Genomic DNA, 26,059 nt, shown 5'->3' on the forward strand with positions numbered 1-26,059 from the left:
GGCAGACCCTTCATGTTCATGACCGTGATGGATTCCCTCTTCCGGGGACAGACGGCACGCATGGCCTTGCGCGCGGGCTTCAGCGCCGCGGCCCTGTGTTCGCTGTTCCTCCTCAGCGGGTGCGAGTCGAACCCCTCGCACCCCTCCACGCCCGAGCCCGTCCTCGCGCGCCAGTCGTCGGCGCTCATGGGCGACGGCCGGCTCCAGCCCGGCGAGCAGTGCGACGACGGCAACACGGTGAGCGGGGACGGCTGTTCGTCCACCGGCACCGTGGAGCCGGGCTACCTGTGCAACGTGCCCGGCAACCCGTGCTCGCTGGCCAGCCTGTGCGGCAACAACGTCACCGACTCCGGCGAGCTGTGTGACGACGGCAACACGGTGGACAACGGCAACGGCTGTTCGGCCACGTGCGACCTGTCCCTGTGTGGCAACGGCACGTTCGACAACCGCCAGTACCCGTCCTTCGCGCAGGAGGTCTGCGACGACGGCAACCGCTTCGAGGGCGACGGGTGCAGCCGGCAGTGCGAGGTGGAGCCCGGCTTCGCCTGCGCGGGCAGCCCCAGCCGCTGCGTGAGGGCGGGCGTGGCGGTGTTCAACACCGGCGTGGACGCGCACAACCGCCGCCTGCCCACGGGCGGGGTGGACTCGCACTGGTTCTACGCGGGCACCTCCACCGGCGCGGACACCGGCGTGCGCAACGCCAACGACTGGCCGCTGGAGATGCAGACCGCGCGCTTCATGTCGCCCAAGGGCGCGCAGACGTGCGTCTACCAGGACTTCCTCGTCCCCTCGACGACGACCATCTCCCAGTTCCGCCTGCGCCTGGCGACCTTCAATGACAACGCGTTCGACAGCGCGAAGGTGAACGGCGTGTCCGTGACCCCCGTCACCGTGAGCGAGCCTCCGGGCCAGCCCTGGCAGAAGAACATCTTCCGCGAGTTCGGCACCAGCGCCCCCTGGCACGCGGGCATCAACCGCATCGAGCTGTGCAACGAGAACGCGGCCTCGCCCCCGAACGCCTTCCGCTACCTCTTCGTGGACGCGTTCGACGACCACTGCGGCGACGGCGTCATCTCCCCGCGCGAGGAGTGCGACGACGGCAACAGCGCCAACGGCGACGGGTGCAGCGCCACCTGCGGCATCGAGCCCGGCTATGGCTGCGCGGGCCAGCCCAGCGCCTGCGCGAAGACGTGCGGCAACGGCAACCTGAACCCGGGCGAGCAGTGCGACGACGGCAACACCCAGGCCAACGACGGCTGCAACGCGAGCTGCCGCGTGGAGGCCGGCTACGCCTGCCCCACGCCGGGGCAGGCCTGCGTGAAGACCTGCGGCGACGGCGTCATCAACGCCGGGGAGCAGTGCGACGACGGCAACACGTACGACTCCGACGGCTGCTCGGCGTCGTGCCGCATCGAGTCCGGCTACGCCTGCACCGGCGCCCCGTCCACCTGCGCCCCGCTGTGCGGCAACGGCGTGCTGGACCCGGGCGAGCTGTGCGACGACGGCAACACCACCCTGGGCGACGGCTGCTCCAACGCCTGCACCCTGGAGGCGGGCTACGCCTGCGCCGCGCCGGGCCAGCCCTGCGCGAAGACCTGCGGCAACGGCAACGTGGACCCCGGTGAGCAGTGCGACGACGGCAACCTCGTGTCGGGCGACGGCTGCGCCACCGAGTGCCGCGTGGAGACGGGCTACGCCTGCACCGCGCCCGCGGCGGGACCCTCCGTGTGCGCCCAGACGTGCGGCAACGGCACCCTGGAGACGGGCGAGACCTGCGACGACGCCGCCACGCAGTCCGGCGACGGCTGCTCCAACGGCTGCCGCGTCGAGCCGGGCTGGAGCTGCTCGGGGATGCCCAGCACCTGCGTCACCCTCTGCGGCGACGGCATCCGCGCGGGCGCCGAGGCGTGCGACGACGGCAACGCCGTCAATGGCGACGGCTGCTCGACCGCGTGCGCGGTGGAGCCGGGCTGGAGCTGCCCCGCGCCCGGCACCGCGTGCTTCAACACCTGCGGCAACGGCGTGGTGGACCCCGGCGAGACGTGTGACGACGGCAACGCCGTCAACGGCGACGGCTGCACCAGCGCCTGCACGGTGGAGAGCGGCTACACGTGCAGCGGCGCGCCCAGCCTCTGCGGCACGACGTGCGGCGACGGCATCCGCGCGGGCGCGGAGGTCTGCGACGACGGCAACCTGGTGGGCGGCGACACCTGCTCGCCGCGCTGCTTGCTGGAGGTGGGCCAGGCGTGCACCGCGTCCAACGTCTGCGAGGGGGCCTGCAACCCCAACACCCAGCTGTGCGTGGCGGCGGACGTGTGCGGCAACGGCTTCCTCGACGAGGGCGAGCAGTGCGACGACGCCAACACCACGAACGGCGACGGCTGCGACGCGGCCTGTGGCATCGAGGCGGGTTACAGCTGCGCGGGCAGCAACCCGTCCGCGTGCGCGGTGACGTGCGGCGACGGCGTCCGCGCGGGCGCCGAGGCGTGCGACGACGGCAACACCGCGAATGGTGATGGCTGCTCGGCCACGTGCACCGTGGAGGCGGGGTCCGGCTGCAAGAACCGCGACGTGCACGTCTTCTACTCGCGGCTGGGGCGCACGGACTGCACCAACGTGTCCAACATCAACATGCCCGTCCTCCCGCCGGGCGCGGCGCGGCCGGAGCTGACCGTGCCGGGCCGCTACCGCATGGCCTATGTCTCCGGCGCGGTGCAGTACTCCGGCGGCGCGTCCTGGCACCCCGGCATCCTCGGGGCGCAGTCCAACCCCGGCACGGGCGTGCAGGGCTTCTCGCTGGGCTACAGCCAGCCCGCGTACGCCTCCTTCCAGGAGGCCGTGGCGCAGGGCTTCGGCAAGCGCCGGGACTTCGACGCGGCCTCGGGTGACGTGCGCGTGGCGCTCATCGACGTCGACTGCGCGAACGGGAACAACTCCGACACGGAGGTCATCTACCGCGTGGACGCGCTGTCCATCTGCCAGCGGCTGCCCGCCATCACCCACCCGACGCAGGGCGGCGGCACGGGGCCGGACATCGGCGGCACCGCGTCCCCGGGCGCGTCCGTGTCCGTCTACGTGGATGGCTCCCCGACGCCCGCGTGCACCGCCATCGCGGACGACCGCGGCCAGTGGACGTGCACGCTCTCCGGTGTGGCGGATGGCGACCACTCGGCCACCGTCACCTCCACGGTGCTGGGCGCCACGGAGCACGGGACGCCGGTGGACTTCGTGCTCGGCCAGGAGCCCGCGCCCCAGGCCCCGGTCATCGCGGGCCCCACGGCGAACAGCACCGTGAACACCGCCACGCCCGCCATCTCCGGCACCGGCCAGCCCGGCAGCCAGGTGACGGTGCGCGAAGGCACCACGGTCCTCTGCACCGCCACCGTCGACGCGGCGGGCGCCTGGAGCTGCGTGCCCACGGCGCCGCTGGCGCAGGGCCCGCACGCCGTGACGGCGACGGCGGAGACCCCGTTCGGTGGGACCAGCCCCGTGTCCAATACCCTGCCGTTCATCGTGGACACCCAGGCCCCCGAGACCTTCATCGTGAAGGGCCCGGCGCCCACCACCTCCAGCCGCACGGCGGAGTTCGAGTACGGCTCCTCCGACGCGGACGCGACGTTCCAGTGCAGCCTGGATGGGGGCCCCTGGGTCCCGTGCCAGGACCGCTACACCGTGGCGCCAGGGGAGCACACCCTGCGCGTGCGCGCGGTGGACGGGGTAGGCAACACGGATACCTCGCCCGCGGAGCACACGTGGACGGTGACGAACACGCGCGCCCTCGCGGGTGGCGGGTGCAGCGCCGCGCCGGATGCCTCCTGGCTGGCCCTCCTGGGCCTCCTGGGGGTGCCGGGGCTGCGCCGCCGTCGGCGACACGTCGCATAGCGTCTCGCGGAGACCGCCGGAGGGGCTGCCCGAGTCCCCCCTGGGGGCGCCCCCTCGCCCCCTTCCATGGGCACCCTTCCGGCGGTGCTCCCGCGTTCCCCGGCCTTCCCCGTATGCTCCGTCCGTGCACGGGGCAGGCCATCAGGAGTCGTATGAGGAGGAGGTCCTCCTCGCGCTGGACGAAGGGCTCTTGTCCTCCGATGAGGCGGCGGCCCTGCGCGAGGAAGCCCTCCGCCTTCACCGCGGGCCCTTGGAGCTCCTGAAGGAGCGAGGCCGGCTGACGGAGCACACCCTGGACCTCTTGCGGCAGGACCTGGGCCGGGGTCGCACGGACCGGGGGGGCGCCATCGAGGCTCCGACGCTGTCGTCCTCGCCCCCGTCGGCGCTGGCCGCGGAGGCGGTGCCCTCCTTCCCGGTGCCCGGCTGGGACCGCTACGAGCCGGTGCGCTTCCTGGGGCAGGGCGGCATGGGGCAGGTGTTCCTGGCCTATGACCCGCTGCTGCGCCGCAACGTGGCCCTCAAGTTCGTGCGCGACGGGGACCCGGAGCTGGCCCGCCGCTTCCTGTCGGAGGCCCGGGCCCAGGCCCGCGTGCGCCACGAGCGCGTGTGCGAGGTCTACGAAGTGGGCGAGGTGCGTGGGCAGGCCTTCATCGCCATGCGCTACGTGGAGGGCCCGTCGCTGGGGCACCTCTCCAACACGCTCACGCTGGAGCAGCGGGTGTGGGTGCTGTGCCAGGCCGCGGAGGGCGTGCACGCGGCGCACCGCGTGGGGCTGGTCCACCGCGACCTGAAGCCCGGCAACATCCTGGTGGAGCGCACGGAGGACGGCGGCTTCCTGCCGTTCGTGATGGACTTCGGACTCGCGCGGGACTGGCGCGAACAGGGCGCCAACCCGAACGCCATCCTGGGCACGCCGCACTACATGCCGCCGGAGCAGGCCCGGGGCGAGGGTCACCGGCTGGACCGCCGCGCGGACGTCTACGCGCTGGGCGCGACCCTGTACGCGCTGCTCACCGGGCAGCCGCCCTTCACCGGCGACACGGAGAAGCAGGTCCTCGCGCGGCTCCAATCCGAAGCGCCGCTGCGCCCGTGCGCCCTGGAGCCGAACATCCCGGAGGACCTGGAGGCCATCGTCCTCAAGTGCCTGGAGAAGGAGCGGGCCCTCCGCTACGACTCCGTGCGCTCCTTCACCGAGGACCTGGAGCGCTTCCTGTCGGGCGAGCCCGTGCGCGCGCGCCACGGGGCGCGCTACTGGCTGCGCAAGAAGGTCCGCAAGCACCGCGCGCTGCTGGCGCTGGGCGGCGTGGTGGTCGCGGTGGTGGCCGGAGCGCTCACGCAGGCGGAGCTGGCGCGCGCCGAGGTGGCGGAGCGCGAGCGGCTGGCCCGGGCGTTCACCGAGCGCGTGGAGCGCATCGAGTCCTCCGCGCGCTACTCCGCCCTGTCGCGCCTGCACGACACGCGCGAGGACCGGAAGGCCCTGCGCGCGAGCATGGCCTCGCTGGAGGAGGAGATCCGCCGCGCGGGCGTGCAGGCGGAGGGGCCCGGGCAGTACGCGCTGGGTCGCGCCCTCTTCGCGCTGGATGACCTGGACGGCGCCCGGACCCGGCTGGAGTCCGCGTGGGCGCTGGGCTACCGCGAGCCCCGCGTGGCGTGGGCGCTGGCGCAGGTGCTGGGCCACCTCTACCGCGAACAGCTGCTGCTGGACGTGGAGCGCCGGGCCCCCGAGCAGCGCGAGGCCCGCCTGAAGGAGCTGAACGGACGCTACCGCGACCCCGCGCTCGCGTACCTGCGTCAGGCGGAGGGGCCGGACGTGCCGGCGCCGCCCTCGTTCGTGCAGGCCCTGTTCGCCTTCTACGAGGACCGCCCGGAGGAGGCGCTGGCCCTGCTGGACGCGCCCGGAACGCAGGCGCCGTGGTTCTACGAAGCGCCGCTCTTGCGCGGCGACATCCTGCTCGCGCGAGCCATGCGCCGGTGGAATGGCGGCGACCGCGCGGGCTCGCAGGCGGACCTGGCGCTGAGCCGCGAGGCGTACTCCGCCGCGGTCGCCACCGCGGAGAGCCAGCCCGTCGTGCACTCGGTGCTGGGCCGGCTGGAGCTGGCCGCGCTGGTGATGGAGCTGTACGGCGAGGGCCATGTCCTGCCGCACTACGAGCGCGGCCTGGAGGCGCTGTCGCGCGCGCTCGCCGCCGCGCCGGACCACGCGCGCTCGCTGGTGCTGGTGGCGCGCTTCCACCGCCGGCTCGCGGAGCAGCGCATCATCCAGGGCGGGGAGGGCGTGGAGGCGCTCCTGGAGAAGGCCCTGGCCGCGCTCGGCGCCGCGGAGGCCGTGGCCACGACGAGCGACCGCGTCCCGCTGGAGCGGGCCCTCACGTACCGGCTGTGGGCGCGCCACCAGCTGATGCACGGACAGGATCCGCGCGAGCAGTTCCGGCTCGCCGTCGCCGCCTTCGAACAGCTGCGCCCCGAGGAGCGCGACTACGCCTACCACGCCAACCTGGGCCTCACGTGGCAGGGGCAGGCGGACGCGGAGGCCGCGCGCGGCGGGGACGTGCTGCCCCTGCTGGACAAGGCCATCGACGCGTACCAGGCGGCCCTCAAGCTGAGCGAGCAGCAGCCCTACACGTGGATCAACCTGGGGGTCGCGTACCGCAAGCGGGCCGACGCGCCGGACGCCCCCGACGCGGCGGGGGACCTGCGCCGCGCGAACAGCGCGCTGACCCGGGCCCTGTCCCTCAACCCGGACAACTTCGGGGCCTGCTTCAACGGCGCGGAGGTGGCCGAGCAGCTCGCGCGCGCCCGCTACCTGAAGGGCGAGGACGTGGGCGTGGACCTGGAGCGCGCCCTGTCGCTGTACCGGCAGGGGCTGGCGCTCAACGCGAAGCAGCCCGCGCTCCACAACGCCCTGGGCTCCGCGGTGTTCTGGCAGGCGGAGCTGCGCGCGGAGGAGGGCGGGGACACGAAGGCCCTGCTCGACGAGGCGAGGGCGTCCTTCGAGCGGGCCCGCGCCCTGGCGCCCACGCAGGGCTTCGCCTTCAACAACCTGGGGGAGTGGGAGGTCTTCCGCGCGGAGCTGCTGCTGGAGAAGGGCGCGGACCCGGGGACCGCGCTGCGCGCCGCGGTGGACGACTACTCGGAGGCGCTGAAGCGGCTGCCAGACGACGCGGACCTGCTGGCGAACCTGGGCAAGGCGTGGGTGCGTCAGGCGCAGTGGGCGCTGCTCCAGGGGCGCGACCCCGCGGCGGACCTCACGAAGGCGGACACGGCGCTGAGCCGGGCGCGCGAACTCAACCCCCGGCTGGGCAATGCGTGGCGCTACCTGGCGGAGGCCGACAGCCTCCGGGCGCGCTGGACGGCGCGTGGCCACGGCGAGGCGGAGGGGGACTTCGCGCGCGCGGCCCAGTCCTTCGAGGAGGCCCTGAAGCGCGACCCCCGGCTGGAGTACCGGCTGGCGGCGGCGGACCTCCACGGCGCGTGGGCCCGGTGGCGCCTGGGCGAGGGGCGGGACGCGACCGCCGGGGTGGCGCGGGGGCTGGAGCTGGCTGAAGCGGTGGTGGCGGCCCGTCCCCGGTGGGTCCGGGCTCGCGAGGTGAGGGACGGTCTGCTGAAGCTCCGCGACGGCGGGCGCGCCCCGGTGCGGGAGCGCGCGGCGGACGCCCGGGAGCCTTGAGCACGGCCTACCGGAGGAACTCCTCCGGCGGATCGCTGGTCACCTCGATGCCGCCGTTCTTCCGGTCCCGCTCGTGGGGGTGGGCGCGCGCGGCGTCCTCCTTCGCGCCATCGCGGGTCTCCACGTCGAAGAGGTAGGGGCCCCGGCGCGCGGTGGGGGAGACGGTCAGCGGGTCCGTCCGCAGGGTGTGGCCGCCCAGGCTGTACGGGCCCGTCGTGGTGAAGCACGAGCCGATCGGGAACGTGATGGTGGCGCTGGCGGTGGGGCCGGCGCCCAGCTCGAAGATGACCTCGTCGCCATGCTTCACTTCCCGGCCCGGGTCGTAGGTGATGGGGGTCGCCGATACATCGATGGTGATGGTTGCCATGGTGCACCCGAGCATTGCAGCGCCCGTACCAGCGAGGATGCCAGTACGGGCGCCGGGTGCTTCAAAGGTGCGGCAGGTGACACGGGCGCCCGGACGCGTCAATGGCACGTCACGGTCCGGGGCTGACGTGTCGGGCCCGCCTAGCGGAGGAACTCCGTCGGCGGGTCACTGGTCACTTCGATGCCGCCGTTCTTCCGGTCCCACTCATGGCGGTGGTTCGCCCGGGTGTTCAGCTCCCGGTCATCGTTGGAGACCACGTCGAAGTCGTAGGTGCCTCGCGGCGCCGTGGCGGAGACGGTCAACGGCGACGTCGCCAGGGTGGCGCCCCCCAGGTCGTACGGGCCGGGCGTGGTGAGGCAGTTGCCGCGGGGGAACGTCACCGTGGCGCTGAGGAGGGTGGCGGTGCCCAGGGTGAAGACCACCGTGTCGCCGTGCTTCACCTCCGGGCCGGGGAGATAGGTGACGGGGGTCGTGGAGATATCAATGGTGATGTTTGCCATGGTGCCCCCGAGCATTGCAGCGCCCGTACCAGAGCGCATGCTTTTACGGCGCCCCTGCGTGTTTCATGCGTGAGACACGCATGAGACAGGTGATACATGTCCACTGACGTGTCAGTGACACGTCACCGACCAGGGCTGACGCGTCGGATCAGGTGCCCTCCAGGCCCAGCTCGCGCACGCGCCGCTGGAGCGCGCGGCGGGAGACCTCCAGCTTCTGCACCATGCGGTCCAGGTCGCCTTCGCATTCGTGGAAGCAGCGGGTGATCTCCTCCGGGCTCAGGTCGCGCGCGGTGCGCAGCAGCGAGCTCTTGTCGATGAGCACGTACACGGAGGAGCGCGGGATGCCCAGCCAGTCCGCGGTGGCCTTCAGGTCCCACGCGCAGGCGCGCAGGGCCTCCAGCACCTCCTGTTCGCTCACGTCCGCGGGCTTGCGCCGCGCGGGCGTGCGGACCCCCGCCGGGGTGTTCTCCGCCGCCGGAGCGCCCCCGTCCACGGGCAGGACCTGCCCCGGGATGGGGAGGGCGTCCGCGTCCAGCGCCTGCTCCAGCCGGGCGTCCACGCGCAGCCCGGGCAGGCCCCGGCTGCCGATGACGAGCTGCCGCGCGACGTTGCGGAGCTGGCGCACGTTGCCGGGCCACGCGGAGCGCACCAGCCGCACGGCGAGGGACGCGGGCAGCCACGGTTCGGCCCGTGCGTCCGCGGACGTCAGGCGCTCCGCCTCGCCGGTGGACTCCAGCTCCTGGCGCGCGAAGTGGAGGAACAGCGAAGCGATGTCCGCGCGGCGCTCGCGCAGCGGGGGCACGACGATTTCAAAGCCCGCCAGCCGGTGCAACAGCGGCGCCTTGAAGCGGCCGTCCTGGATGCGCGCCTCCAGGTCCGCGTCCGTGGCGGTGACCAGCCGCACGTCGACGCGCACGGGGGCGTGTCCGCCCACGGGGTGCACCTCGCCCGTCTCCAGCACGCGCAGGAGCGCGGCCTGGACCTCCGGGGGCGCCTCGGCCACCTCGTCCAGGAAGAGGGTGCCGCCGTGGGCCGCGCGGAAGAAGCCGTCGCGGTCGCGCGTGGCGCCGGTGAAGGCCCCCCGGAGCGCGCCGAACAGCTCCGCGGCGATGAGGTCCCGGGACAGGGCGCCCAGGTTGACGCTGACGAAGGGGCCGGCGCGGCGGGGGCTGTGCGCATGGAGCGCGCGCGCCACCAGCTCCTTGCCCGTGCCCGTCTCACCCCGCACCAGCACGGGGACCTGGAGGTCCGCCACGCGCAGCACGTCCTCGCGCACGCGGACGATGCCCTCGCTGTCGCCCACCATGCCCAGCGCCGCCAGCTCCGCCGCGCTCTGGGTGCTGGGGCCGCGCGCGCGGGCCTGATGCAGCAGCAGGGCCACGCGCCCGGCCAGCACCAGCGGCACGCCCGCGACCAGCGCCTCGGCCGGGAACTCCCGCCCGCCGCGCACCGGCTCTCCGCCCACCAGCACGGGCGTCCCATCCTGCGGCACGAGCAGCCGCACCCCGCCACGCGTCCCCGCCTCGAAGCGCACCGGCGTGCGGCTCAGGAACGGGTCCCCCAGGGGCAGCGACAGCACGCCACCCGGGCGGCTGAAGTCCGGGGCGTTGCGCGACAGCTCCACCGCGCGCTCCCCCGACAGCAGCCCCTCCAGCAGCAGCCGTTCCCCCACGCGCTGGGGCTGGGCATGGCCAATGAGCGTCAACGCGGGCACCGCCTGGGCGGTCTGCGAGGGCGTTCCGTGCGTGCGGACGGCGGTCGTCGAGAATTCGGCGGGATTCTTGGGCGGCATGGACCTCCGGGGAAGCCTACAACGGGCTGGCTGCACCTGGGCCCACCAGGCGGGTTGCCTCCCTCCTTCTGCTTCATTGGGGATGGTCCTTTCCGGTGGGACCGGCCAGGGGGCTTCCCCATGGCTGCCCGTCCGGTGGGCCCAGGCCCGTGGGGGCGAGGAGCGCGCCCGCGCCCCACCCCGTGAATAGTGTTGAACCGTCCGCCGTGTGGATCTTCGAGAGAGCCCGAACTCCATGTCCCCATCGACCTCGAACAGCGCCCTCTTCGATGCCGTCCTGTTCGACCTGGACGGCGTCGTCATCGACACGACCGAGCTGCACTACCGCGTCTGGGAGGAGTTCTCCCGGGACCGGGGCTACGCGCCCACGCGGGAGGAGCTGCTCGCCACCAACGGGCGGCGGGCGGGCGAGACGCTGCGCGCGTGGTTCGGCACGGAGCTGAGCGACGAGGAGGTGGAGGCGCTCACGAACGACCGGGAGCGGGCCTTCCACCGCCTGCTCGCCCACGAGCCGGTGGTCGCGGTCCCCGGGGTGGAGGCCTATCTGCGCTCCCTGCGTCAGGCCGGAGTGCCCTGGGCCCTGGGCACCAGCGCCCTGGCGGAGAACGCGGAGCTGGCCCTGGAGCGCGTGGGGCTGGAGGACCTGTTCCCCGTGCGCGTGACCTCCCGGGACGTCACCTGGGGCAAGCCGCATCCGGAGGTGTACCTCAAGGCGGCCTCCGCGCTGGGCGTCGCCCCCGAGGCGTGCGTGGTGTTCGAGGACGCGGTGGCGGGCCTCAGGGCCGCGCGGGCCGCGGGCGCGGCGTGCGTCGCCGTGGCCACCTCGTTCCCGCGCCACGTCCTGGCGCGGGAGAAGCCGGACTGGCTGGTGAAGGACTTCCGGGACCTGCCCGCGGCGCTGCGCCCCGGAGGTCAGGGCCTCATGGCGCCGACGGGACCTCACCCGTGAGCACGCAGATGAACGCGTCCGGGTCGCACTTCACGGGGAAGAGCGGGTTGATGCCGGAGCCGCGCAGCCGGCCCGCGTCGTAGTCCGCGTACGGGTCGCACAGCGTGTCGTCCGGCAGCTTCGTCTTGCTGTTCTGGCACTTCACCACGGGCCAGATGCCCTTCACGTCGTAGGCGGCGGTGCAGCCGTTCTCCGTGTAGACAAGCTCCGCGGTGAACTGCGTGCCCGGAATCTCCGGCGTGTTGTAGATGCGCAGGTGGCTCCACGCGTAGCCGTACTCCTGCGCGGGCAGCACGCCGCCGTCGGACGCCTGGGCCGCGGCCACCTCCAGCCGCGTGGGCGTCAGCTCCGGCACCGAGCAGAAGTGGTCCGCCCCGGGCGTCGGGGACGCGAAGGCGCCCACCGCCGTGGCGGAGGCGGTGGAGTCCGCCGACAACCGGGACGCGAAGTCCTCCAGCAGCTTGCCCAGCCGCGCGCTGCGCACGCCCACCGTGTCGGGGGCCTCCGGCGCGGGGCTGAAGAACTTCTGCAGGCCCAGCGGCTCCGGCTTGAGCCGCGAGCAGACCAGGTCCGGGTTCTGCCCGGCCTTGAGCTGGTACGTCGCGGCGAACGAGCCGGTGGAGCCGTCCGACACGGCGCGCGCCACCACGCACTCGGGCTCCGGTTCGCTGCCGCACGCGCCCACGGCGACAGCGGCGGCCGCGAGCCCTGCACTGATTGCCATCCATCGAAGCTTCATCGCGGGGGTCCTCATGGGCGGTGGCCTAGAAGCTCAGCTCCGCGCCCAGGCGGATGGAGCGCGGGGCCTGGTAGGCGGTGGGCCGCTTGAAGTTGGGGTTGATGTCCTGCACGCCGATGGGCAGGCCCGTGGCGGTGGAGATGACCTTGCAGTGGGGGTTCTTCGCGCTGAGGCAGGCGGTGAGGTCATCCGGCGTGCCGCCCTGCTCGATGGCGTACACCCGCGTGAAGGTGAAGGTCTGGTCCACGTCCGTGTACTGCTGGAAGTTGAAGAGGTTGAACACGTCCAGGGACACCGTGAGGGCGTAGCCCTTGGACAGCCCCTGCACGAGGCCCACGTGGCCGTCCACGCCGTGCACCCAGGGCAGCCGGCCCGCGCTGCCGCGCGGCAGGATGAACGTCTCCGAACCGCTGCGGCGCGGGTGCGCGCCCAGGTAGTTGAGCGGCGTGCCGGAGCGCGCCCGGTAGTTGCCGCCCACCACGAACCGGGTCTTCGACGTGAGGATCAGCTCCTTGGCGGCGTACAGCTTGAACGCGTGGGTGCGGTCGCCGGGCAGCGGGCCCTCGCGGTTGATGGTGAGCGACACCAGGTCGAAGTCGCGCGTGAGGTTGGGGGACAGCTGGCCGGTGTCCGCGCGGAACAGCCCCGAGTAGTTCCCGCGCAGGGTGGACCATGTGTAGCTGGCCTGGGCGAGCCATCCATCCGTGAAGTTGCGCTGGAAGTAGACGTTGACGGCGTCGTACTTGCGCTTCGCCAGCGGGAAGTCCGTGGAGTAGCCCTTGCCCGGGTTGCCCAGGAAGAAGGTGCTGCCGTCGTCGCGGCTCATGTCCTCGATGACGTCGTTGAGGTAGCGCCGGGTGTACGTGGTGCCCAGGCGGCTGGCGGCCAGCAGCTCGTACTCACCGCCCAGCACGAACTCGTCCGCGGACTGGGCGCGGATCTTCGGATCCACCGGCACGCGGTCGCCGCCCTGCGCGTCCCAGAGCTGGTTGGGGCTCTCGCGGTTGCCAATGGGCTGGCGGTTGGCGTCCAGGGTGCAGTCCACGAGCAGCGACCCCTCGCGGGACGGGTTGCACGGAGGGGCCGCGTAGGTGGCGGACAGCAGCTGCTGCTGGGGGAAGGACAGGTCCGCCATGTCCAGGGGGACGTTCTCGAAGAAGCGCGCGTAGTTGGCGAAGAGCTTGGCGCGGCCCTTCTGCGTCGGGTCGTAGATGACGCCCAGGCGCGGGGACCACTGGTTGGGCAGGTGCAGGCCCACCTGTCCATCCAGGCCGTAGATGGTCTGCACGTCGTAGCGCACGCCCACGTTGACGGTGACCTTGTCCAGGATGGACCAGCTGTCCTGGAGGAAGCCGCCCACGGTGGTGGACGTGGAGGTGCCCTCCTTGCTGGCCAGGAACACGGGCTGGTCCGGGCCCTCCAGGTAGCCGTACTGGTTGAGGCTGAAGAAGCAGTCGCCGCCGGTGCACTCCTGCCAGGGCGTGAGGCCGGTGCGCGCGCGGTTGTTGTAGAAGCTCATGCGCTCGAGGTCCGCGCCGGCCTTGAGGATGTGGTGGCCCAGGGCCTCCACCAGGTAGGTGCCCAGCACCTTGCCCTGCACGCGGTCCAGCCGCTGGATGCTGATGGTGCCGGGGCCGCCGGTGGAGTAGGCGGCGACGGGACAGCGCACGGCCTGTTCGGCGGGCGTGGTGCCGCAGGCGTCGGGGTCGGGCAGCGTCTCGAACTCGTTGATGGTGTGGAAGCCGGGGTTGCGGGTGCGGCGCCACGCGATGTTGGACTTCGCGGACAGGCCCTCGCCGGAGCCCAGGCCGGAGCCGTCCGACGGGAGGATGGAGTCCGCCTGGTGGTGCCAGCCGAGCGTCGCGTCCACGAGCAGCTTCTTGTCGAAGAAGGCCGACGTCTGCTTCGCCACCAGGTCCAGCGTGCTGTTGCTGCGCCGGGTGGCGATGGCTTCATAGGCGCCCTGCACGAAGGCGGTGCATGACAGGCTCAAGCACACCTCGGGCTCGCCGTCGTCGCTGAAGGAGTACTTGCCGCTGCCGCCGGACGTGCGCGGCGTGCCGAAGATGGAGACGGCGAGGCTGTGGTCCGGGTTGAAGTTGTAGGTGAGCTTGCCCAGGTACTGGATGCTGCGCTCGTCCGCGAAGCGGCTGACGCGGCTGCCGTCGATGGGTGTCACCCGCGAGAAGCCGGTGGTGGGGTCCTTGCGGCGCGCGCCCACGGCGGAGCAGCCCTGGGCGGGGTCCACCTCCGTGCACACCTCATAGCTGCTCAGCTGCCGGTCCACCTGGATGCGATTGAAGGACGGCGCGACGCCCACGTAGAACCAGAGCTTGTCCTTGAGCAGCGGGCCGCCCAGGTCGAAGCCGAAGTCTCCCAGGTTGTGGGCGCTGCCCTGCGCGGAGATGACGCTGCCCTCCCGCAGGATCTCCCTTCCGGGCGCTTGGAGGCCGCCGGGCGCCATGTTGGCGAAGACGGAGCCGTGGAACTCATTGGAGCCGGACTTGGTGGTGACGTTGAGCACGCCGCCGGTGGAGCGGCCGTACTCCGGCATGTAGCCGCTGGTGATGATGTTGGCCTCCTTCACGAACTGCACGGACAGGGGCGTGCCCAGCGTCCCCACGCCGGGGTCGTTCACGGACAGGCCGTCCACGACGTACTGGCTCTCCGGTGAGGAGCTGCCGCTGATGCTCACGCCGTAGCGGTCCTCGGTGGCGCCGGGGGCCAGCTCCGCCAGGCTCTCGAAGGAGCGGGACGCGGCGCCCTTGGTGCCGGGCCGGATGACGGCGATGTTGCGGATGAACTCCTGGTCCACGGTGATGCCCGCGGCGCTGGAGCCCACGTCCAGCGTGGGCGGCGAGCCCACCACCTCGACGTCCAGGCTCAGCGTGTCCGGGACCAGCTCCGCGTTGAAGCGGATGGTCCGGTCGATGCGCAGCAGGATTCCCGTGCGCGCATAGGGCTGGAAGCCCTGGCCTTCGAAGCGCAGCGTGTACGTGCCCGAGGGCAGCTGCGGGAGGCGGTAGAGGCCGGTCTTGTCGCTGAGCACCGTGCGCTCGCCCTGCAACTGCGGCGAGGTGGCGGTGACGACGACGTCCGCCAGCGGCTGCTTGTCGAGCGTGTTCACCAGGGTCCCGGTGATGACCGAGTTGCCCTGGGCGAACGCCCCGGTTCCCCACAGCAGGACCATGAGCCACAGCCCACGGATGACACGGACACGACTGGACACGTTGAGGCCCCTCCCGGCGAAGGCGGCGCACTCTGTCGCAAAACGTGAGAAATCCACCAGACCTAAAGAACTGGATTTTGCTGTCAGGGCCGCGAAGTCCTGGCCGGGTGCGTCAGGCACTGGAGGGCAGCGGGCCGTGTCCGCGGGGTGATGGCGGCGGGAGTGGCGAGGTCGCATCCATCCGGGGCCGCGATGGGAGTCGCGGCGCTTCGATGTGGGAACGAGGAGAACGGCGATGCGATTGGATGGGGTGCGGCAGGTGATGATGGGCGTGGTGTTGGCGGTGGTGATGGCGACGGGGGCGCAGGCGGAGACGGTGCTGTTGACGTGTCCGGTGGGGACCTCGGTCTCGAAGTTCACGCCGGGGGTGACGCTGACGCCGCGTCAGACGGCGTCGGAGGAGAAGGCGCTCTTCGGGCCGTGCGTGGGGCTCCCGGTGGACCTGGTCTACGCGAGCTTCGACTTCCAGGGGACGGGCCTGGTCTCGTGTCTGTCGAATGGGAGCGCGGGCCGCTTCACGGTGACCTGGAGTGACGGCAGCACGAGCACGGTGGACCAGGCCACCGTCATCACGGCGCGGGCGGGCGCGTCCGTATCCTCGGTGTCCGGGACGGTCACGAGCGGCACCCGGTTCGTGGGTGCCTTCATCGAGCACACGGTGGCGCTGGCGCAGCTGGACCTGACGAAGTGCCTGAGCCCCCTGGGCTTCACGGCCGCGGCGGGGCCCGGGACGCTGACCGTGCTGGGGCTCTAGCGCGGGACGGCTGGCCCTTCAGCAGGGGGCACACCGTGGGGCGCGGAACTGTTCTTCCGCGCCCCTTCCTGGCTGACCGCGCGGCACACGGCGCTCAGGGGATGTTCCAGGGCTCCGAGGTGAAGAGGGCGTGGAAGAGCGTCGTCCGCGGCGGCTTCATGAAGTTGACGTAGAGGGGAACGGGCGCCTGAGCGACGTCGAGGGGCAGCGGGGTCGCGCCGTAGTCCGCTTCGATGCGTTGGGCGACGGTGTCCGCGATGCTACGCAGCTCCAGGGGGATGGGGCCCAGGAACACCTTGGAGTCCATGAGCTGCTTCCCCAGGAACACCCGGCGGATGGAGTGCACGGTGTAGACCGGGGCGAGGATGCTGAGATAGCCGGCGACCGTCCAGGCAGTCTGGGGGCGGTGCGCAATCACGTCCCGCGGCGGATAGACAAGCGCACCGAAGCTGGGGTTCGCCGTGGGCGGTGTGTAATCCCAGACGTCGCAGTCAGGGAGGGACTTCCTCAGTGCCTTGAGCAGGGCCCCCCAACGAGGCCCGTCCTTGTTCTTCTCATCCCAGAGCGCTTCGTACCGGAGGGACTCCGGGCTGGGCTCTGGCCGGACGGAATAGAGGTCGTCGTCACGCCAATAGCGACGCGCGATCTCCAGCAGCTCTTTGGCGGAGGGTCTCATGGCTCCTGGAACCCGGGCAGGACAGGCGTGGTTTGTTCGTGGCACCGCTGTCCAACCCGTGAGCCGATGACGGCTCCGGAGAGCGCGATGCCGAAGGTGCTCCTGAACTCCGTGCAGGCAAGGCCGAGCGCCGTGACGGGGGTGGTCGAGCTGAACACCGCTTGGGCCGCCAGGTTCGCGCAGTCCGCGGAGATGCGCTGCGCCAGTCGGGTGGGGATGAGTCCCATTCTCGTTGTTTGCAGGGGCATGCCGATGCCCAGCGTGCACAGGAAGACCTCTCCCGTGTCGCGCCGGAGGGGGACCTGGAGGCAGGCCTCGCGCCAGCCTCCTTCCTCGGGCTCCGTCTTGCTCACGACCGTGACGAACCGGAAGTGACGCGGTTGGAGGCTTCCCTCCACCACGGTACCCGAACGGGTCGCGCACCCCGTGAGCAGCCATCCCAGTCCCAGGCACACCGCCCGCGACGTCGCGTCCATGTCCTTCCCCCCGGAAGGACACGGACGTCACCTCAGAAGCCCTTCAGCGCTCCACCGTCGCAGGCGATGGACTGTCCGCTGATATACGCGGCCGGCTCCGACGCCAGGAACGTCACCAGCGCCGCGAACTCCTCGGGCCTCCCCAGCCGGCGCGCGGGGATGTTCGGCGCCACCTTCTCGTCGGACAGGCCCAGGTCCTTCATCCGGTCCGTCGCGTGGTAGCCCGGCAGCGCCGCGTTCACCGTGATGCCATACGGCGCCACCTCGTTGCTCAGGCTCTTCACCAGCCCCAGCAGGCCCGCGCGCAAGCCATTGGACACCGTCAGGTTGTTCATCGCCTCACGCGCCGCCGTGGACGTCACCAGCACGATGCGGCCCCAGCCCTGCGCCTTCATGCCCGGCAGCGCCGCCTGAATCGCCTCCACCGTGGACAGCCACAGGCTCTGGAAGGACGCCTGCCATTGCTCGCCCGTGATGGCCTCGAAGCCACCGGACGGCGGCCCGCCCGTGTTCACCACCAGCACGTCCAGCCCGCCCAGCTTCTCCGTCACCTCGCGCACCAGCTCGCGCGCCGTCCCGGCTTGCGTCAAGTCACACGGCACCGCCAGCGCCGCGCCCAGCTCCTTCGCCGCCTTCTGGAGCTTCTCCCCACCGCGCGACGACACCGCCACCGTCGCCCGCTCCTGCACCAGCGTCTGCGCGATGGCGCGCCCCAACCCGGACGACGCGCCCGTCACCAACGCCCGCCTACCCTTCAAGCCGAAATCCATCCGCGTGCTCCTTCATGAAAGGGGTCAGCCGGCCGCGGATCAGCTTCGCCGCCGCGTCCAGGTCCACGTCCTCGGGGCGCTTCAGCGCCCGCGACAGCTCCGCCACGATGCCGCCCGCGATGGTGCCCACCTCGTACGCCAACCGGTAGGGCGCGCGGCTGAAGCTCACCAGCGTGTAGCGATTGACGAACTCCCCCGGGAAGGCGTTGAGCAACACCTTCTCCACGCCCTTCTCCAACAGGAAGCGCGGATCCCCGGTGCTGTCGCGCATCTCGATGAAGTTCTCCACCGCCATGTCCGCGATGGCATCCGCGTTCGTCTTGCGCAGCGCCTCGAACGCGCGGAACGCCTGCTCCCAGTCCGGCCGCGCCTCCAGGAGCGAGTCCAGCACCACGCAGTCCTCGAAGCCGCAGTTCATCCCCTGCCCGTAGAAGGGGACCATCGCGTGCGCCGCGTCGCCCAACAGCAGCGTGCGCCCGCCCACGCGCCACGGCGCGCACTTCACCGTCACCATCTGCCCCGTGGGCCGGGAGAAGAACTCCTCCACCAGCCCGGGGATCAGCGCCTTCACGTCCGGGAACTGCTCCTGGAAGAACGCCTCCAGCGACTCGGGCGTCTGGAGCGCCGCGAAGCTCATGGGCCCCTGCCACGGCAGGAACAGCGTGCAGGTGAAGCTGCCGTCCTCGTTGGGCAGCGCGATGAGCATGTACGAACCGCGCGGCCAGATGTGCAGCGCGTGCTTCTCCATCTGGAAGCGCCCGCCCTCGCCCGGCGGAATCGTCAGCTCCTTGTAGCCATGCCCCAGCGTCTCCTGGGACGCGTGGAAGCCCGGCTGGGGCTGAAGGGCCTGCCGCACCGCGGAGCCGGAGCCGTCCGTGCCGAACACCACCGCGTCCCGCACCTCGCGCGTCTCGCCCGTGGCCTCGTCCTGCACCGTCAGGTTCCCCGCAGCCGGGTCGGCGTGCGTCACCCGCTGGCGGAAGCGCAGGTGCACCCGGCCCGTCTCCTCCGCGCGCGTCATCAGGAACCGGTTCAGCCACCCGCGCGACAGCGAGTTGATGTGCTGCGAGTCGTCCTTCCCATAGGGCTGGTACGCCAGCTCGCCGCGCACCGGATGGATGACCCGCCCGCGCATGGGGATGGCGTGCTTCAGCGCCTCCTCCTCCAGCCCCACCTGCCGCAGCGCGTGCAGGCCGCGCGTGGAGATGGCCAGGTTGATGGAGCGCCCCGCGTCCAGCGTCTCGCGGCGCATGTCCGGGCGGCGCTCCAGCACCTCCACCGTGTGTCCGCGGCGGGCCAGGTACAGCGACAGGAGCGACCCCACGAGCCCCGCCCCCACCACCGTCAGCTTGGACTCATTCGAGGGCATGGGCCTCCAGCGTCCGCACGAAGCGGAAGACGTCCAGGTACGTGTTGTAGAGCGGCGCGGGCGCGGCGCGGATGATGTCCGGCTCGCGGAAGTCGCAGAGGATGCCGGCCGCGGCCAGCCGCTGGAGCAGCCGCTTGGGCTCGCCCCGGAAGCGCAGCGACAGCTGCGCTCCGCGCTGCTTCGGATCGCGCGGCGTGGTGATGGTGACGAACCCCGCGGGCAACCGGTCCAGCAGGAACTCCAGGAAGCCGGTCAGCTTCACGCTCTTGGCGTGAAGGGCCTCCATCGTCGCCTTGTCGAACAGCTCCAGCGACGAGCGCAGCGCCGCCAGCTGGAAGATGGGCGGGTTGGACAGCTGCCACCCCTCCGCGCCCGGCAGCGGGTCGAACGTGGGGCCCATCTCGAAGCGCGTGGCCTTGTTGTGCCCCCACCAGCCCTCGAAGCGCGGCAGCTGTGGCGAGTGCGCGTGCCGCTCGTGCACGAACACGCCGCCCAGGCTGCCCGGCCCGCCGTTGAGGTACTTGTATGAACACCACACCGCGAAGTCCGGCCCGTCGTCGTGCAGGGACAGCTTCAGGTTGCCCGCGCCGTGCGCCAGGTCGAAGCCCACCTTGCAGCCCTGCGCGTGCGCCACGCGGGTGATGGCCTTCAGGTCGAACGCCTGCCCGGTGAGGTAGTTCACGCTGCCCAGCATCACCAGCGCGACCTCCTTCCCGTGCCGCTCCACCGCCTCCAGGACGTCCTCGGGGCGCAGCGTGTCCTCGCCCGCGCGCGGCATCAGCCGGATGATGGCGTCCTTCGGGTCGTAGCCGTGGAAGCGCGCCTGCGACGCCACCGCGTACTGGTCCGACGGGAAGGCGCCCCCCTCCACCAGGATCTTGTAGCGCTCGCGCGTGGGCCGGTAGAACGACACCATCATCAGGTGCAGGTTCACCGACAGGGTGTTCATCACCACGACTTCCAGGGGCTGCGCGCCGACCAGCCGCGCCACCTGTTCGGTCAGCAGCTCGTGGTAGGGGAGCCAGGGGTGGCGGCCGTGCACGTGGCCCTCCACGCCCAGCCGCTCCCAGTCCTCCATCTCCATCTGCACGTACTTGCGCGCCTTGCGCGGCTGCAACCCCAGGGAGTTGCCCGCCAGGTAGATGGCCGGCGCGCCGGAGGGGGCGGCCAGGTGGAGGAACTCGTCGCGGAACGGCCGCAGCGGATCCTCGGCGTCCAGCCGGTGCGCGAACGCGTCGGAGCTTTCGTAGACAGGGGCCGTCATGGTGCGAAGTCCTCGTGCGAGCGCCCCAGCCACTCCAGGGCGTTACGATAGAGCAGCCGCTCACGGACCGGGGGGGAGAGGTCCGTCAGCGATTCGATGAGCGTGCCGGGCCGCTCCTCGCCCAGCGGGAAGGGGTAGTCACTGCCCAGCGCCACCTTGTCCGCGCCGAACAGCTTCACGATGGCGCGCAGGGTCTCCGCGTCGTGCACCAGCGAGTCCACCCAGAAGCGCCCCAGGTAGTCGCGCGGCGCCACCGGGTTGTCCACCGCGACCAGGTCCGGGCGCACCTCGAAGCCGTGCTGGATGCGGCCCAGCGTGCCGGGGAACGCGCCGCCGCCGTGCGCGAACGCGAGCCGCAGCTTCGGCAGCCGCTCCATCACCCCGCCGAAGATGAGCGAGCAGATGGCCAGCGACACCTCCGCCGGCATCCCCACCAGCCACGGCAGCCAGTACTTCGCCATCTTCGCCTCACCCATCATGTCCCACGGGTGCACGAAGACGGCGGCGCCCAGGTCGCTCGCCGCCTGGAAGAAGGGGAAGAGGGTCGGGTCGGAGAGGTTCAGGTCGTTGACGTGGCTGCCAATCTGCACGCCCGCGAAGCCCAGCGTGCGCACGCAGCGCTCCAATTCCTTGACCGCCAGGTCGGTGGATTGGAGCGGCACCGTGCCCAGGCCCACGAAGCGCCTGGGCGCCGCGGCGACCGCGGAGGCCAGGTGGTCGTTGAGGAAGCGCGCCACCTCCAGGCCGTCCTGCGGCTTCGCCCAGTAGCTGAAGAGCACCGGCACCGTGGACAGCACCTGCACCTGGACGCCGTGCGCGTCGCACTCCACGACGCGCTGCTTCGGGTCCCAGCAGTTGCTTTCGATCTCGCGGAAGAACTTCCCGTCATCCCGCAGCATCCGCGCGCGGCACGGCGCGTGGTGGTCCAGCGTGATGAAGCCGCCGTAGCCGAAGCGCTCGGCGAAGCGGGGCAGCTCCGGGGGCAGGAGGTGCGTGTGGATGTCGACCTTCACTGGGGCGCACCACCCCGCGTCACCTGCGTGCCGCACCGCTTGCAGGTGCAGTGCTCGGGGTTGCCGTAGAAGTGTTCGAACACCGGCGGCAGCTGCGTCACCAGGTTGGTGACGTGCAGGGACTCCTCGTACAGCTTGTCGCCGCACTTCGGGCACAGCCACAGGAACGAGTCCAGCTCCCGCGGCTGGCGGCGGCGCTCCAGCACCAGGCCCACCGTGCCCGCGGGCCGCTGCGGCGAGTGCGGCACCTTGGGGGGCAACAGGAAGATCTCCCCCTCGCGGATGGGGATGTCCTGCACCTGCCCCTCGTCGATGACGCGCAGGGTGATGTCCCCCTCCAGCTGGTAGAAGAACTCCTCGCCCTCGTTGACGTGGAAGTCCGTGCGCGAGTTGGGGCCGCCCACCACCGTGACCATGAAGTCCCGGTCCGCCCACACCTGCTGGTTGCCCACCGGGGGCTTGAGCAGCGGGCGGTGCTCGTCGATCCACTTCTTGAAGTTGATGGGGGTCAGTCGGCCCATGTCATTCGTCTCCAATGGTGGCGATGCACTTGAGTTCAATGGCGATGGGCGTGGGCAGCCGGTTGATCTCCAGCGTGGTGCGGCACGGCGGGTCGTTCTTGAAGTACTCGGCCCACAGCCGGTTGTACGTGGGGAAGTCCCGCTTCATGTCCGTGAGGTACACGGTCACGTCCACCAGCCGCTCCCACGACGAGCCCGCGTCCTCCAGGATGTAGCGCACGTTGCGGAACACGGAGTGGCACTGCGTCTCGATGTCGTAGGAGACGACGTCGCCCCGCGCGTCCAGCTCCACGCCGGGGATGGCCTTGCTGCCGCGCTCCCGCGGGCCCACGCCGGAGAGGAACAGGAGGTTCCCCACGCGGCGCGCGTGCGGGTAGAGCCCCACGGGCTCCGGGGCCTTCTTCGAATCAATCCGCTCGCCAGCGCTCACTGTGTCGCTCCTGGGGTCAAAGCTTGATGCAGACGTTCTTGGGCTCGGTGAAGAAGCGCAGCGCGTCCCAGCCGCCCTCGCGGCCCACGCCCGACTCCTTCACCCCGCCGAACGGCGTGCGCAGGTCCCGCAGCATCCAGGTGTTCACCCAGACGATGCCGCTGTGCAGCCGCGAGGCGAACCGGTGCGCGCGCGCCAGGTCCTTCGTCCACACGCTGCCCGCCAGCCCATAGCGCGTGGAGTTGGCCCACGACAGCACCTCCTCCTCGTCGTCGAAGGGCATGAGCGTGGCCACCGGGCCGAAGATCTCCTCCTGGTTCGTGCGGCAGGTGGGTGTCAGGCCCTCCACCAGCGTGGGCTCCACGAACCAGCCGTTCTCGCAGCGGCCGGGGACGCTGGCGCGCTTGCCGCCGGTGAGGATGCTGCCGCCCTCCTGCTTCGCGAGCGCGATGTAGCCCATCACCTTGTCGAAGTGCTCGCGCGACACCAGGGCGCCCTGGTTCGTGCCCGCCTCCAGCGGGTCGCCCACCTTGAGGGCCCGCGTGCGCGCGACCAGCGCCTCCTGGAAGCGCGCGTAGAGGGGGCGCTGCACGAAGATGCGCGGGCCGCACAGGCAGATCTGCCCCTGGTTCGCGAACGAGGAGCGCAGCGTGGTGGCCAGCGCCTCGTCGAAGTCGCAGTCCGCGAAGATGACGTTGGGGTTCTTCCCGCCCATCTCCAGCGAGAGCTTCTTGAACGCGGGCGCCGCGACGCGGGCGATCTCCGCGCCGGTGCGGGTGCTGCCGGTGAAGGAGATGGCGCTGACGTCCGGGTGGCGCGTGAGCGGGCCGCCCACGTGGGGACCCAGGCCGTGCACCAGGTTGAGCACGCCCGGCGGCAGGCCCGCGTCGCGGCATACCTGGGACAGGAGGAAGGCCGTCATCGGCGTCACCTCCGACGGCTTCGCCACCACGCAGTTGCCCGCCGCCAGCGCGGGGGCGATCTTCCACGTGAGCAGGTACAGCGGCAGGTTCCACGGCGAGATGCAGCCCACCACGCCCAGCGGCGAGCGCAGCGTGTAGTTGAGCGCGACGCCGTCCATCGGGTGCGCTTCGCTGGCGAACTGCGTCGCCGCGTCCGCGAAGAACTCGAAGTTGAGCACGCTGCGCGGGATGTCCACCGTGCGCGCCACCGCCAGCGGCTTGCCCGTGTCGATGGACTCCGCCCGAGCGAACGCGTCCAGGCGCTCGTGGATGAGGCCCGCGACGCGGCGGAGCATCCGCGAGCGCTCCACCGCGGGCAGCGCGGACCACGCGGGGAAGGCCCGGCCCGCGGCCTCCACGGCGGACTGCACGTCCGCCTCGCGCGAGTCCGGCACATACGCGTACAGCCGGCCCGTCGCTGGCTCCGGCTTGTCCAGCCACTGGCCGCCCGCCGCGGGCACCAGCTCGCCACCGATGTAGTTGAGGACCTTTTCCAAGGCAGCTCCCTCCTGGGCAGACGCGCGGCAATGTATGTCGCGCCCGTCCACCGCCTCCAGGATTCCGAGCGCTGGACGTCGGGTGGCGCTCGCTTGCGCGGTCGTTCGCCTCCCAGCGACTCCGGGACCCGCTCCACCGGTGAATCCTTGGTGGAATTGCGGGCCGGGCATGGAAATGTTCCGCGTCATGACCTCGACAGCGGACGTGGTGGCCCTGGCTCGGATTCTGGACGCGGCGCGGCGCGAGCGGCGGGAGGTGCCTCCCTTGACGCATGCGCACCCCCAGCTGTCCGTGCCGGACGGCTACGCGGTGCAGGCGGAGGGCATCCGGCTGCGCGAGGCCCAGGGCGAGCGGGTGGTGGGCCTGAAGATGGGCTTCACGTCGGAGGCGAAGCGCCAGCAGATGAACCTGGGCTCGCCCATCTTCGGCGTGCTCACGGACCGGATGCGCGTGCGGGCGGGGGGGACGGTGAGCGTGGGCGCGGGCATCCACCCGCGCATCGAGCCGGAGATCGCCTTCCGCACGTCGCGCGAGCTGAAGGGGGCCGTGACGCGCGACGAGGTGCTGGACGCGTGCGACGCCGTCTTCGCGGCGATGGAGGTGCTGGACTCGCGCTTCGTGGGCTTCAAGTACTTCAGCCTGCCGGACGTGGTGGCGGACAACGCGTCGTCGTCGCTGTTCGTGCCCGGCACCCTGGAGCGCGGCCCGCGCGACCTGGACCTCACGCGGCTCCAGATGCGCATGGAGGTGAACGGGAAGGTGGAGGGCGAGGCGCGCTCGGACGCCATCTCCGGAGACCCGGTGGTGTCCCTCATCCAGCTGTGCGCGCTGCTGGCGGAGCGCGGTCAGGTGCTGCCCGCGGGGAGCCTGGTGCTGTCGGGCGCGGCCACCGCCGCCTACCTGATGAAGCCCGGCGACCAGGTGCGGCTCACCGTGGACGGGCTGGGCACGGTGGAGGTGTCCGCGGTGGAGTAGGGCGGCCCTTCAATACAGCAGGCCGTTCCGCGGCTGGAGGGGCGGGGGCAGCGCTGACTCGCCCAGCATCTGGCGCAGGTTGATCTCGATGGTGCGGCACAGCGCCGTCATGGGCGTGTCGCTGACGCCATCCTCGAAGGGGTCCTCCACGTCGCGTCCCACCGCGTCCAGGGCGATGAAGAGGAACGCGATGATGGCGGTGACGAGCGGCGTGAGCACGCCCAGGTCCGCGACGACGCCCAGGGGCAGCAGGGTGAGGTAGGCGCGCACCATGGCGCGCGGGAGGATGTCGTACTGGCGGGGGAGGGGCGTGTTCTTGATGCGCTCGCACGCGCCCAGCTGGTCGGTCAGGTCCGAGAGCGTCTTGTCCATCGCCACGCGCATGTAGACCTTCTCCGGGTGCTGGACGTCGCTGTAGATGCGGCGCAGGCGCGTGCCCATCCACAGCAGGATGGAGGCGGGCACGTTCTGCTCGCCGCGCAGCGCCTCCAGCACGGACGGGCGGAAGAACGGCGTGATCTCCGGGAAGGGGTCCTGCCGCCGCAGGTGGCAGCGCAGCGCGTTCACGAAGCCCATCTGCGCGTAGACCAGCTCGCGGGCGTCCTCGGTGATGCCGGTGATGATGCCCCGGGGCGCGTTCCACTCCGACGGTGGGTGGATGAACGAGGCCAGATGCGGGCGGGGGGCGTCCGGGTCGCGCAGGTCGCGCGCGCGGCCGGAGTGGTCGCGCACGGCGCCGTCACCCACCTTGGCCCAGGCGGGGGCCAGGGCGGGCCCGTCTGGCTGCACGGCCGTCCGGACCAGCCGCGACGCGGTGGAGGGCGTCTCCGGGGTGCCGTCGCTGCGCTGGGCCCGGGGCGCGGGCAGGAAGGTCAGGACCTGCCGGGCGAGCGTGCGCGAGGAGTTCACCAGCCCTCCCCAGAGGGTGCGCGCCTCCCACCAGCGCTCGTAGGCGGAGTTGTTGCGGAAGGCGAGCAGCACGCCCAGCGCCGCGGCGAGCAGCGACACCGGCAGCGCGGGGACCGACAGCCACTTGGCGCCCAGCACCTCGTAGCCCAGGGCGATGGCCAGCGCGACGATGACGTGGGTGACGACGGGGCGTCCCGTGTAGCGGAGGATGATCCGCCAGGACAACATCCGACCGACGATCATCGCGCGGGGTTCCTTGCCGGGGCGTGCTGCGTGCGGCTTCGGATCTAGTGATGCCCCCGGGGCGCGGCAACGCG

Annotated in this window: 20 protein-coding genes; 5 read left to right on the forward strand and 15 right to left on the reverse strand. The window is 71.7% G+C overall.

The features are described from left to right. The first annotated feature begins 12 nt into the window (after window positions 1-12). Both FOF48_RS31730 and FOF48_RS31735 read left to right on the forward strand, forming a co-directional pair. Window positions 13-3,882 (forward strand): DUF4215 domain-containing protein, encoded by a 3,870-nt coding sequence (locus FOF48_RS31730; protein ID WP_143907883.1) that lies wholly within the window; start codon window positions 13-15, stop codon window positions 3,880-3,882. Between the two features lie 190 nt (window positions 3,883-4,072). Next, window positions 4,073-7,549, forward strand: a complete 3,477-nt coding sequence (locus FOF48_RS31735; protein ID WP_255442897.1) for a serine/threonine-protein kinase — start codon at window positions 4,073-4,075, stop codon at window positions 7,547-7,549. A 7-nt stretch (window positions 7,550-7,556) separates the two neighbouring features. On the opposite strand, the gene FOF48_RS31740 is transcribed toward FOF48_RS31735, so the two are convergent. The 3 genes from FOF48_RS31740 to FOF48_RS31750 all read right to left on the reverse strand — a co-directional run bounded on the left by FOF48_RS31740 (window position 7,557) and on the right by FOF48_RS31750 (window position 10,208). Further along, window positions 7,557-7,916, reverse strand: a complete 360-nt coding sequence (locus tag FOF48_RS31740; protein WP_255442898.1) for a hypothetical protein — start codon at window positions 7,914-7,916, stop codon at window positions 7,557-7,559. 140 nt (window positions 7,917-8,056) lie between these two features. Beyond that, entirely contained in the window at window positions 8,057-8,416 is a 360-nt protein-coding gene (locus FOF48_RS31745) for a hypothetical protein (RefSeq protein WP_235685267.1), read from the reverse strand. Between the two features lie 148 nt (window positions 8,417-8,564). After that, the gene (locus FOF48_RS31750; protein WP_143907892.1) at window positions 8,565-10,208 is read right to left on the reverse strand and encodes a sigma 54-interacting transcriptional regulator; all 1,644 of its coding nucleotides are present in this window, start codon (window positions 10,206-10,208) and stop codon (window positions 8,565-8,567) included. A gap of 235 nt (window positions 10,209-10,443) precedes the next feature. Here FOF48_RS31750 and FOF48_RS31755 point away from each other — a divergent pair, with 235 nt between their 5' ends. Beyond that, entirely contained in the window at window positions 10,444-11,157 is a 714-nt protein-coding gene (locus FOF48_RS31755) for an HAD family phosphatase (protein ID WP_143907894.1), read from the forward strand. Here FOF48_RS31755 and FOF48_RS31760 read toward each other — a convergent pair. Together FOF48_RS31760 and FOF48_RS31765 are read right to left on the reverse strand one after the other, a co-directional pair. Beyond that, the gene (locus tag FOF48_RS31760) at window positions 11,129-11,881 is read right to left on the reverse strand and encodes a hypothetical protein (protein ID WP_235685268.1); all 753 of its coding nucleotides are present in this window, start codon (window positions 11,879-11,881) and stop codon (window positions 11,129-11,131) included. The two genes, FOF48_RS31755 and FOF48_RS31760, sit on opposite strands and share 29 nt — an antisense overlap. A gap of 40 nt (window positions 11,882-11,921) precedes the next feature. Next, a complete protein-coding gene (locus FOF48_RS31765) occupies window positions 11,922-15,086 on the reverse strand; it encodes a TonB-dependent receptor domain-containing protein (protein WP_201755794.1) in 3,165 nt (1,054 codons plus the stop codon). A gap of 274 nt (window positions 15,087-15,360) precedes the next feature. On the opposite strand from FOF48_RS31765, the gene FOF48_RS36645 reads away from it, so the two are divergent. Further along, window positions 15,361-15,879, forward strand: coding sequence for a hypothetical protein (locus FOF48_RS36645; RefSeq protein WP_161663552.1), 519 nt, complete (start codon window positions 15,361-15,363; stop codon window positions 15,877-15,879). A gap of 94 nt (window positions 15,880-15,973) precedes the next feature. Here the strand turns inward: FOF48_RS36645 and FOF48_RS31780 are convergent, their stop codons facing one another. From FOF48_RS31780 to FOF48_RS31820, 9 genes are read right to left on the reverse strand one after another with little or no spacing between them, the layout of a single operon-like run. After that, window positions 15,974-16,555, reverse strand: coding sequence for a hypothetical protein (locus tag FOF48_RS31780; RefSeq protein WP_143907904.1), 582 nt, complete (start codon window positions 16,553-16,555; stop codon window positions 15,974-15,976). Continuing rightward, complete coding sequence (locus FOF48_RS31785) at window positions 16,552-17,031, reverse strand: hypothetical protein (protein WP_143907906.1); 480 nt, start codon at window positions 17,029-17,031, stop codon at window positions 16,552-16,554. The genes FOF48_RS31780 and FOF48_RS31785 overlap by 4 nt, the downstream gene beginning before the upstream one ends. A 32-nt stretch (window positions 17,032-17,063) precedes the next feature. Next, window positions 17,064-17,789, reverse strand: a complete 726-nt coding sequence (locus FOF48_RS31790) for an SDR family oxidoreductase (protein WP_235685269.1) — start codon at window positions 17,787-17,789, stop codon at window positions 17,064-17,066. After that, window positions 17,779-19,170 carry an NAD(P)/FAD-dependent oxidoreductase gene (locus tag FOF48_RS31795; protein WP_143907910.1) on the reverse strand — a complete coding sequence of 464 codons (1,392 nt, stop codon included), beginning with the start codon at window positions 19,168-19,170 and terminating at the stop codon, window positions 17,779-17,781. The genes FOF48_RS31790 and FOF48_RS31795 overlap by 11 nt, the downstream gene beginning before the upstream one ends. Next, window positions 19,157-20,434, reverse strand: a complete 1,278-nt coding sequence (gene kynU, locus FOF48_RS31800) for a kynureninase (RefSeq protein WP_143907912.1) — start codon at window positions 20,432-20,434, stop codon at window positions 19,157-19,159. The genes FOF48_RS31795 and kynU overlap by 14 nt, the downstream gene beginning before the upstream one ends. Next, a complete protein-coding gene (locus FOF48_RS31805) occupies window positions 20,431-21,447 on the reverse strand; it encodes an amidohydrolase family protein (RefSeq protein WP_143907914.1) in 1,017 nt (338 codons plus the stop codon). Before FOF48_RS31805 ends, kynU begins: the two co-directional genes overlap by 4 nt. Next, window positions 21,444-21,968 carry a 3-hydroxyanthranilate 3,4-dioxygenase gene (gene nbaC / locus FOF48_RS31810; protein ID WP_143907916.1) on the reverse strand — a complete coding sequence of 175 codons (525 nt, stop codon included), beginning with the start codon at window positions 21,966-21,968 and terminating at the stop codon, window positions 21,444-21,446. The genes FOF48_RS31805 and nbaC overlap by 4 nt, the downstream gene beginning before the upstream one ends. 1 nt (window position 21,969) lies before the next feature. After that, complete coding sequence (locus tag FOF48_RS31815; protein ID WP_143907918.1) at window positions 21,970-22,398, reverse strand: RidA family protein; 429 nt, start codon at window positions 22,396-22,398, stop codon at window positions 21,970-21,972. 16 nt (window positions 22,399-22,414) lie between these two features. Beyond that, entirely contained in the window at window positions 22,415-23,857 is a 1,443-nt protein-coding gene (locus FOF48_RS31820) for an aldehyde dehydrogenase (RefSeq protein ID WP_143907920.1), read from the reverse strand. 187 nt (window positions 23,858-24,044) lie between these two features. Here FOF48_RS31820 and FOF48_RS31825 point away from each other — a divergent pair, with 187 nt between their 5' ends. Further along, the gene (locus FOF48_RS31825; protein ID WP_143907922.1) at window positions 24,045-24,833 is read left to right on the forward strand and encodes a 2-keto-4-pentenoate hydratase; all 789 of its coding nucleotides are present in this window, start codon (window positions 24,045-24,047) and stop codon (window positions 24,831-24,833) included. Window positions 24,834-24,842: 9 nt separating this feature from the next. Here the strand turns inward: FOF48_RS31825 and FOF48_RS31830 are convergent, their stop codons facing one another. Next, on the reverse strand, window positions 24,843-25,985 hold the full coding sequence (locus tag FOF48_RS31830; protein ID WP_143907924.1) for a bestrophin family protein: 1,143 nt from the start codon (window positions 25,983-25,985) through the stop codon (window positions 24,843-24,845). Window positions 25,986-26,059: the final 74 nt, after the last annotated feature.

Source organism: Corallococcus sp. Z5C101001, from assembly GCF_007352635.1.
GTDB classification, from domain to species: Bacteria; Myxococcota; Myxococcia; order Myxococcales; family Myxococcaceae; genus Corallococcus; species Corallococcus silvisoli.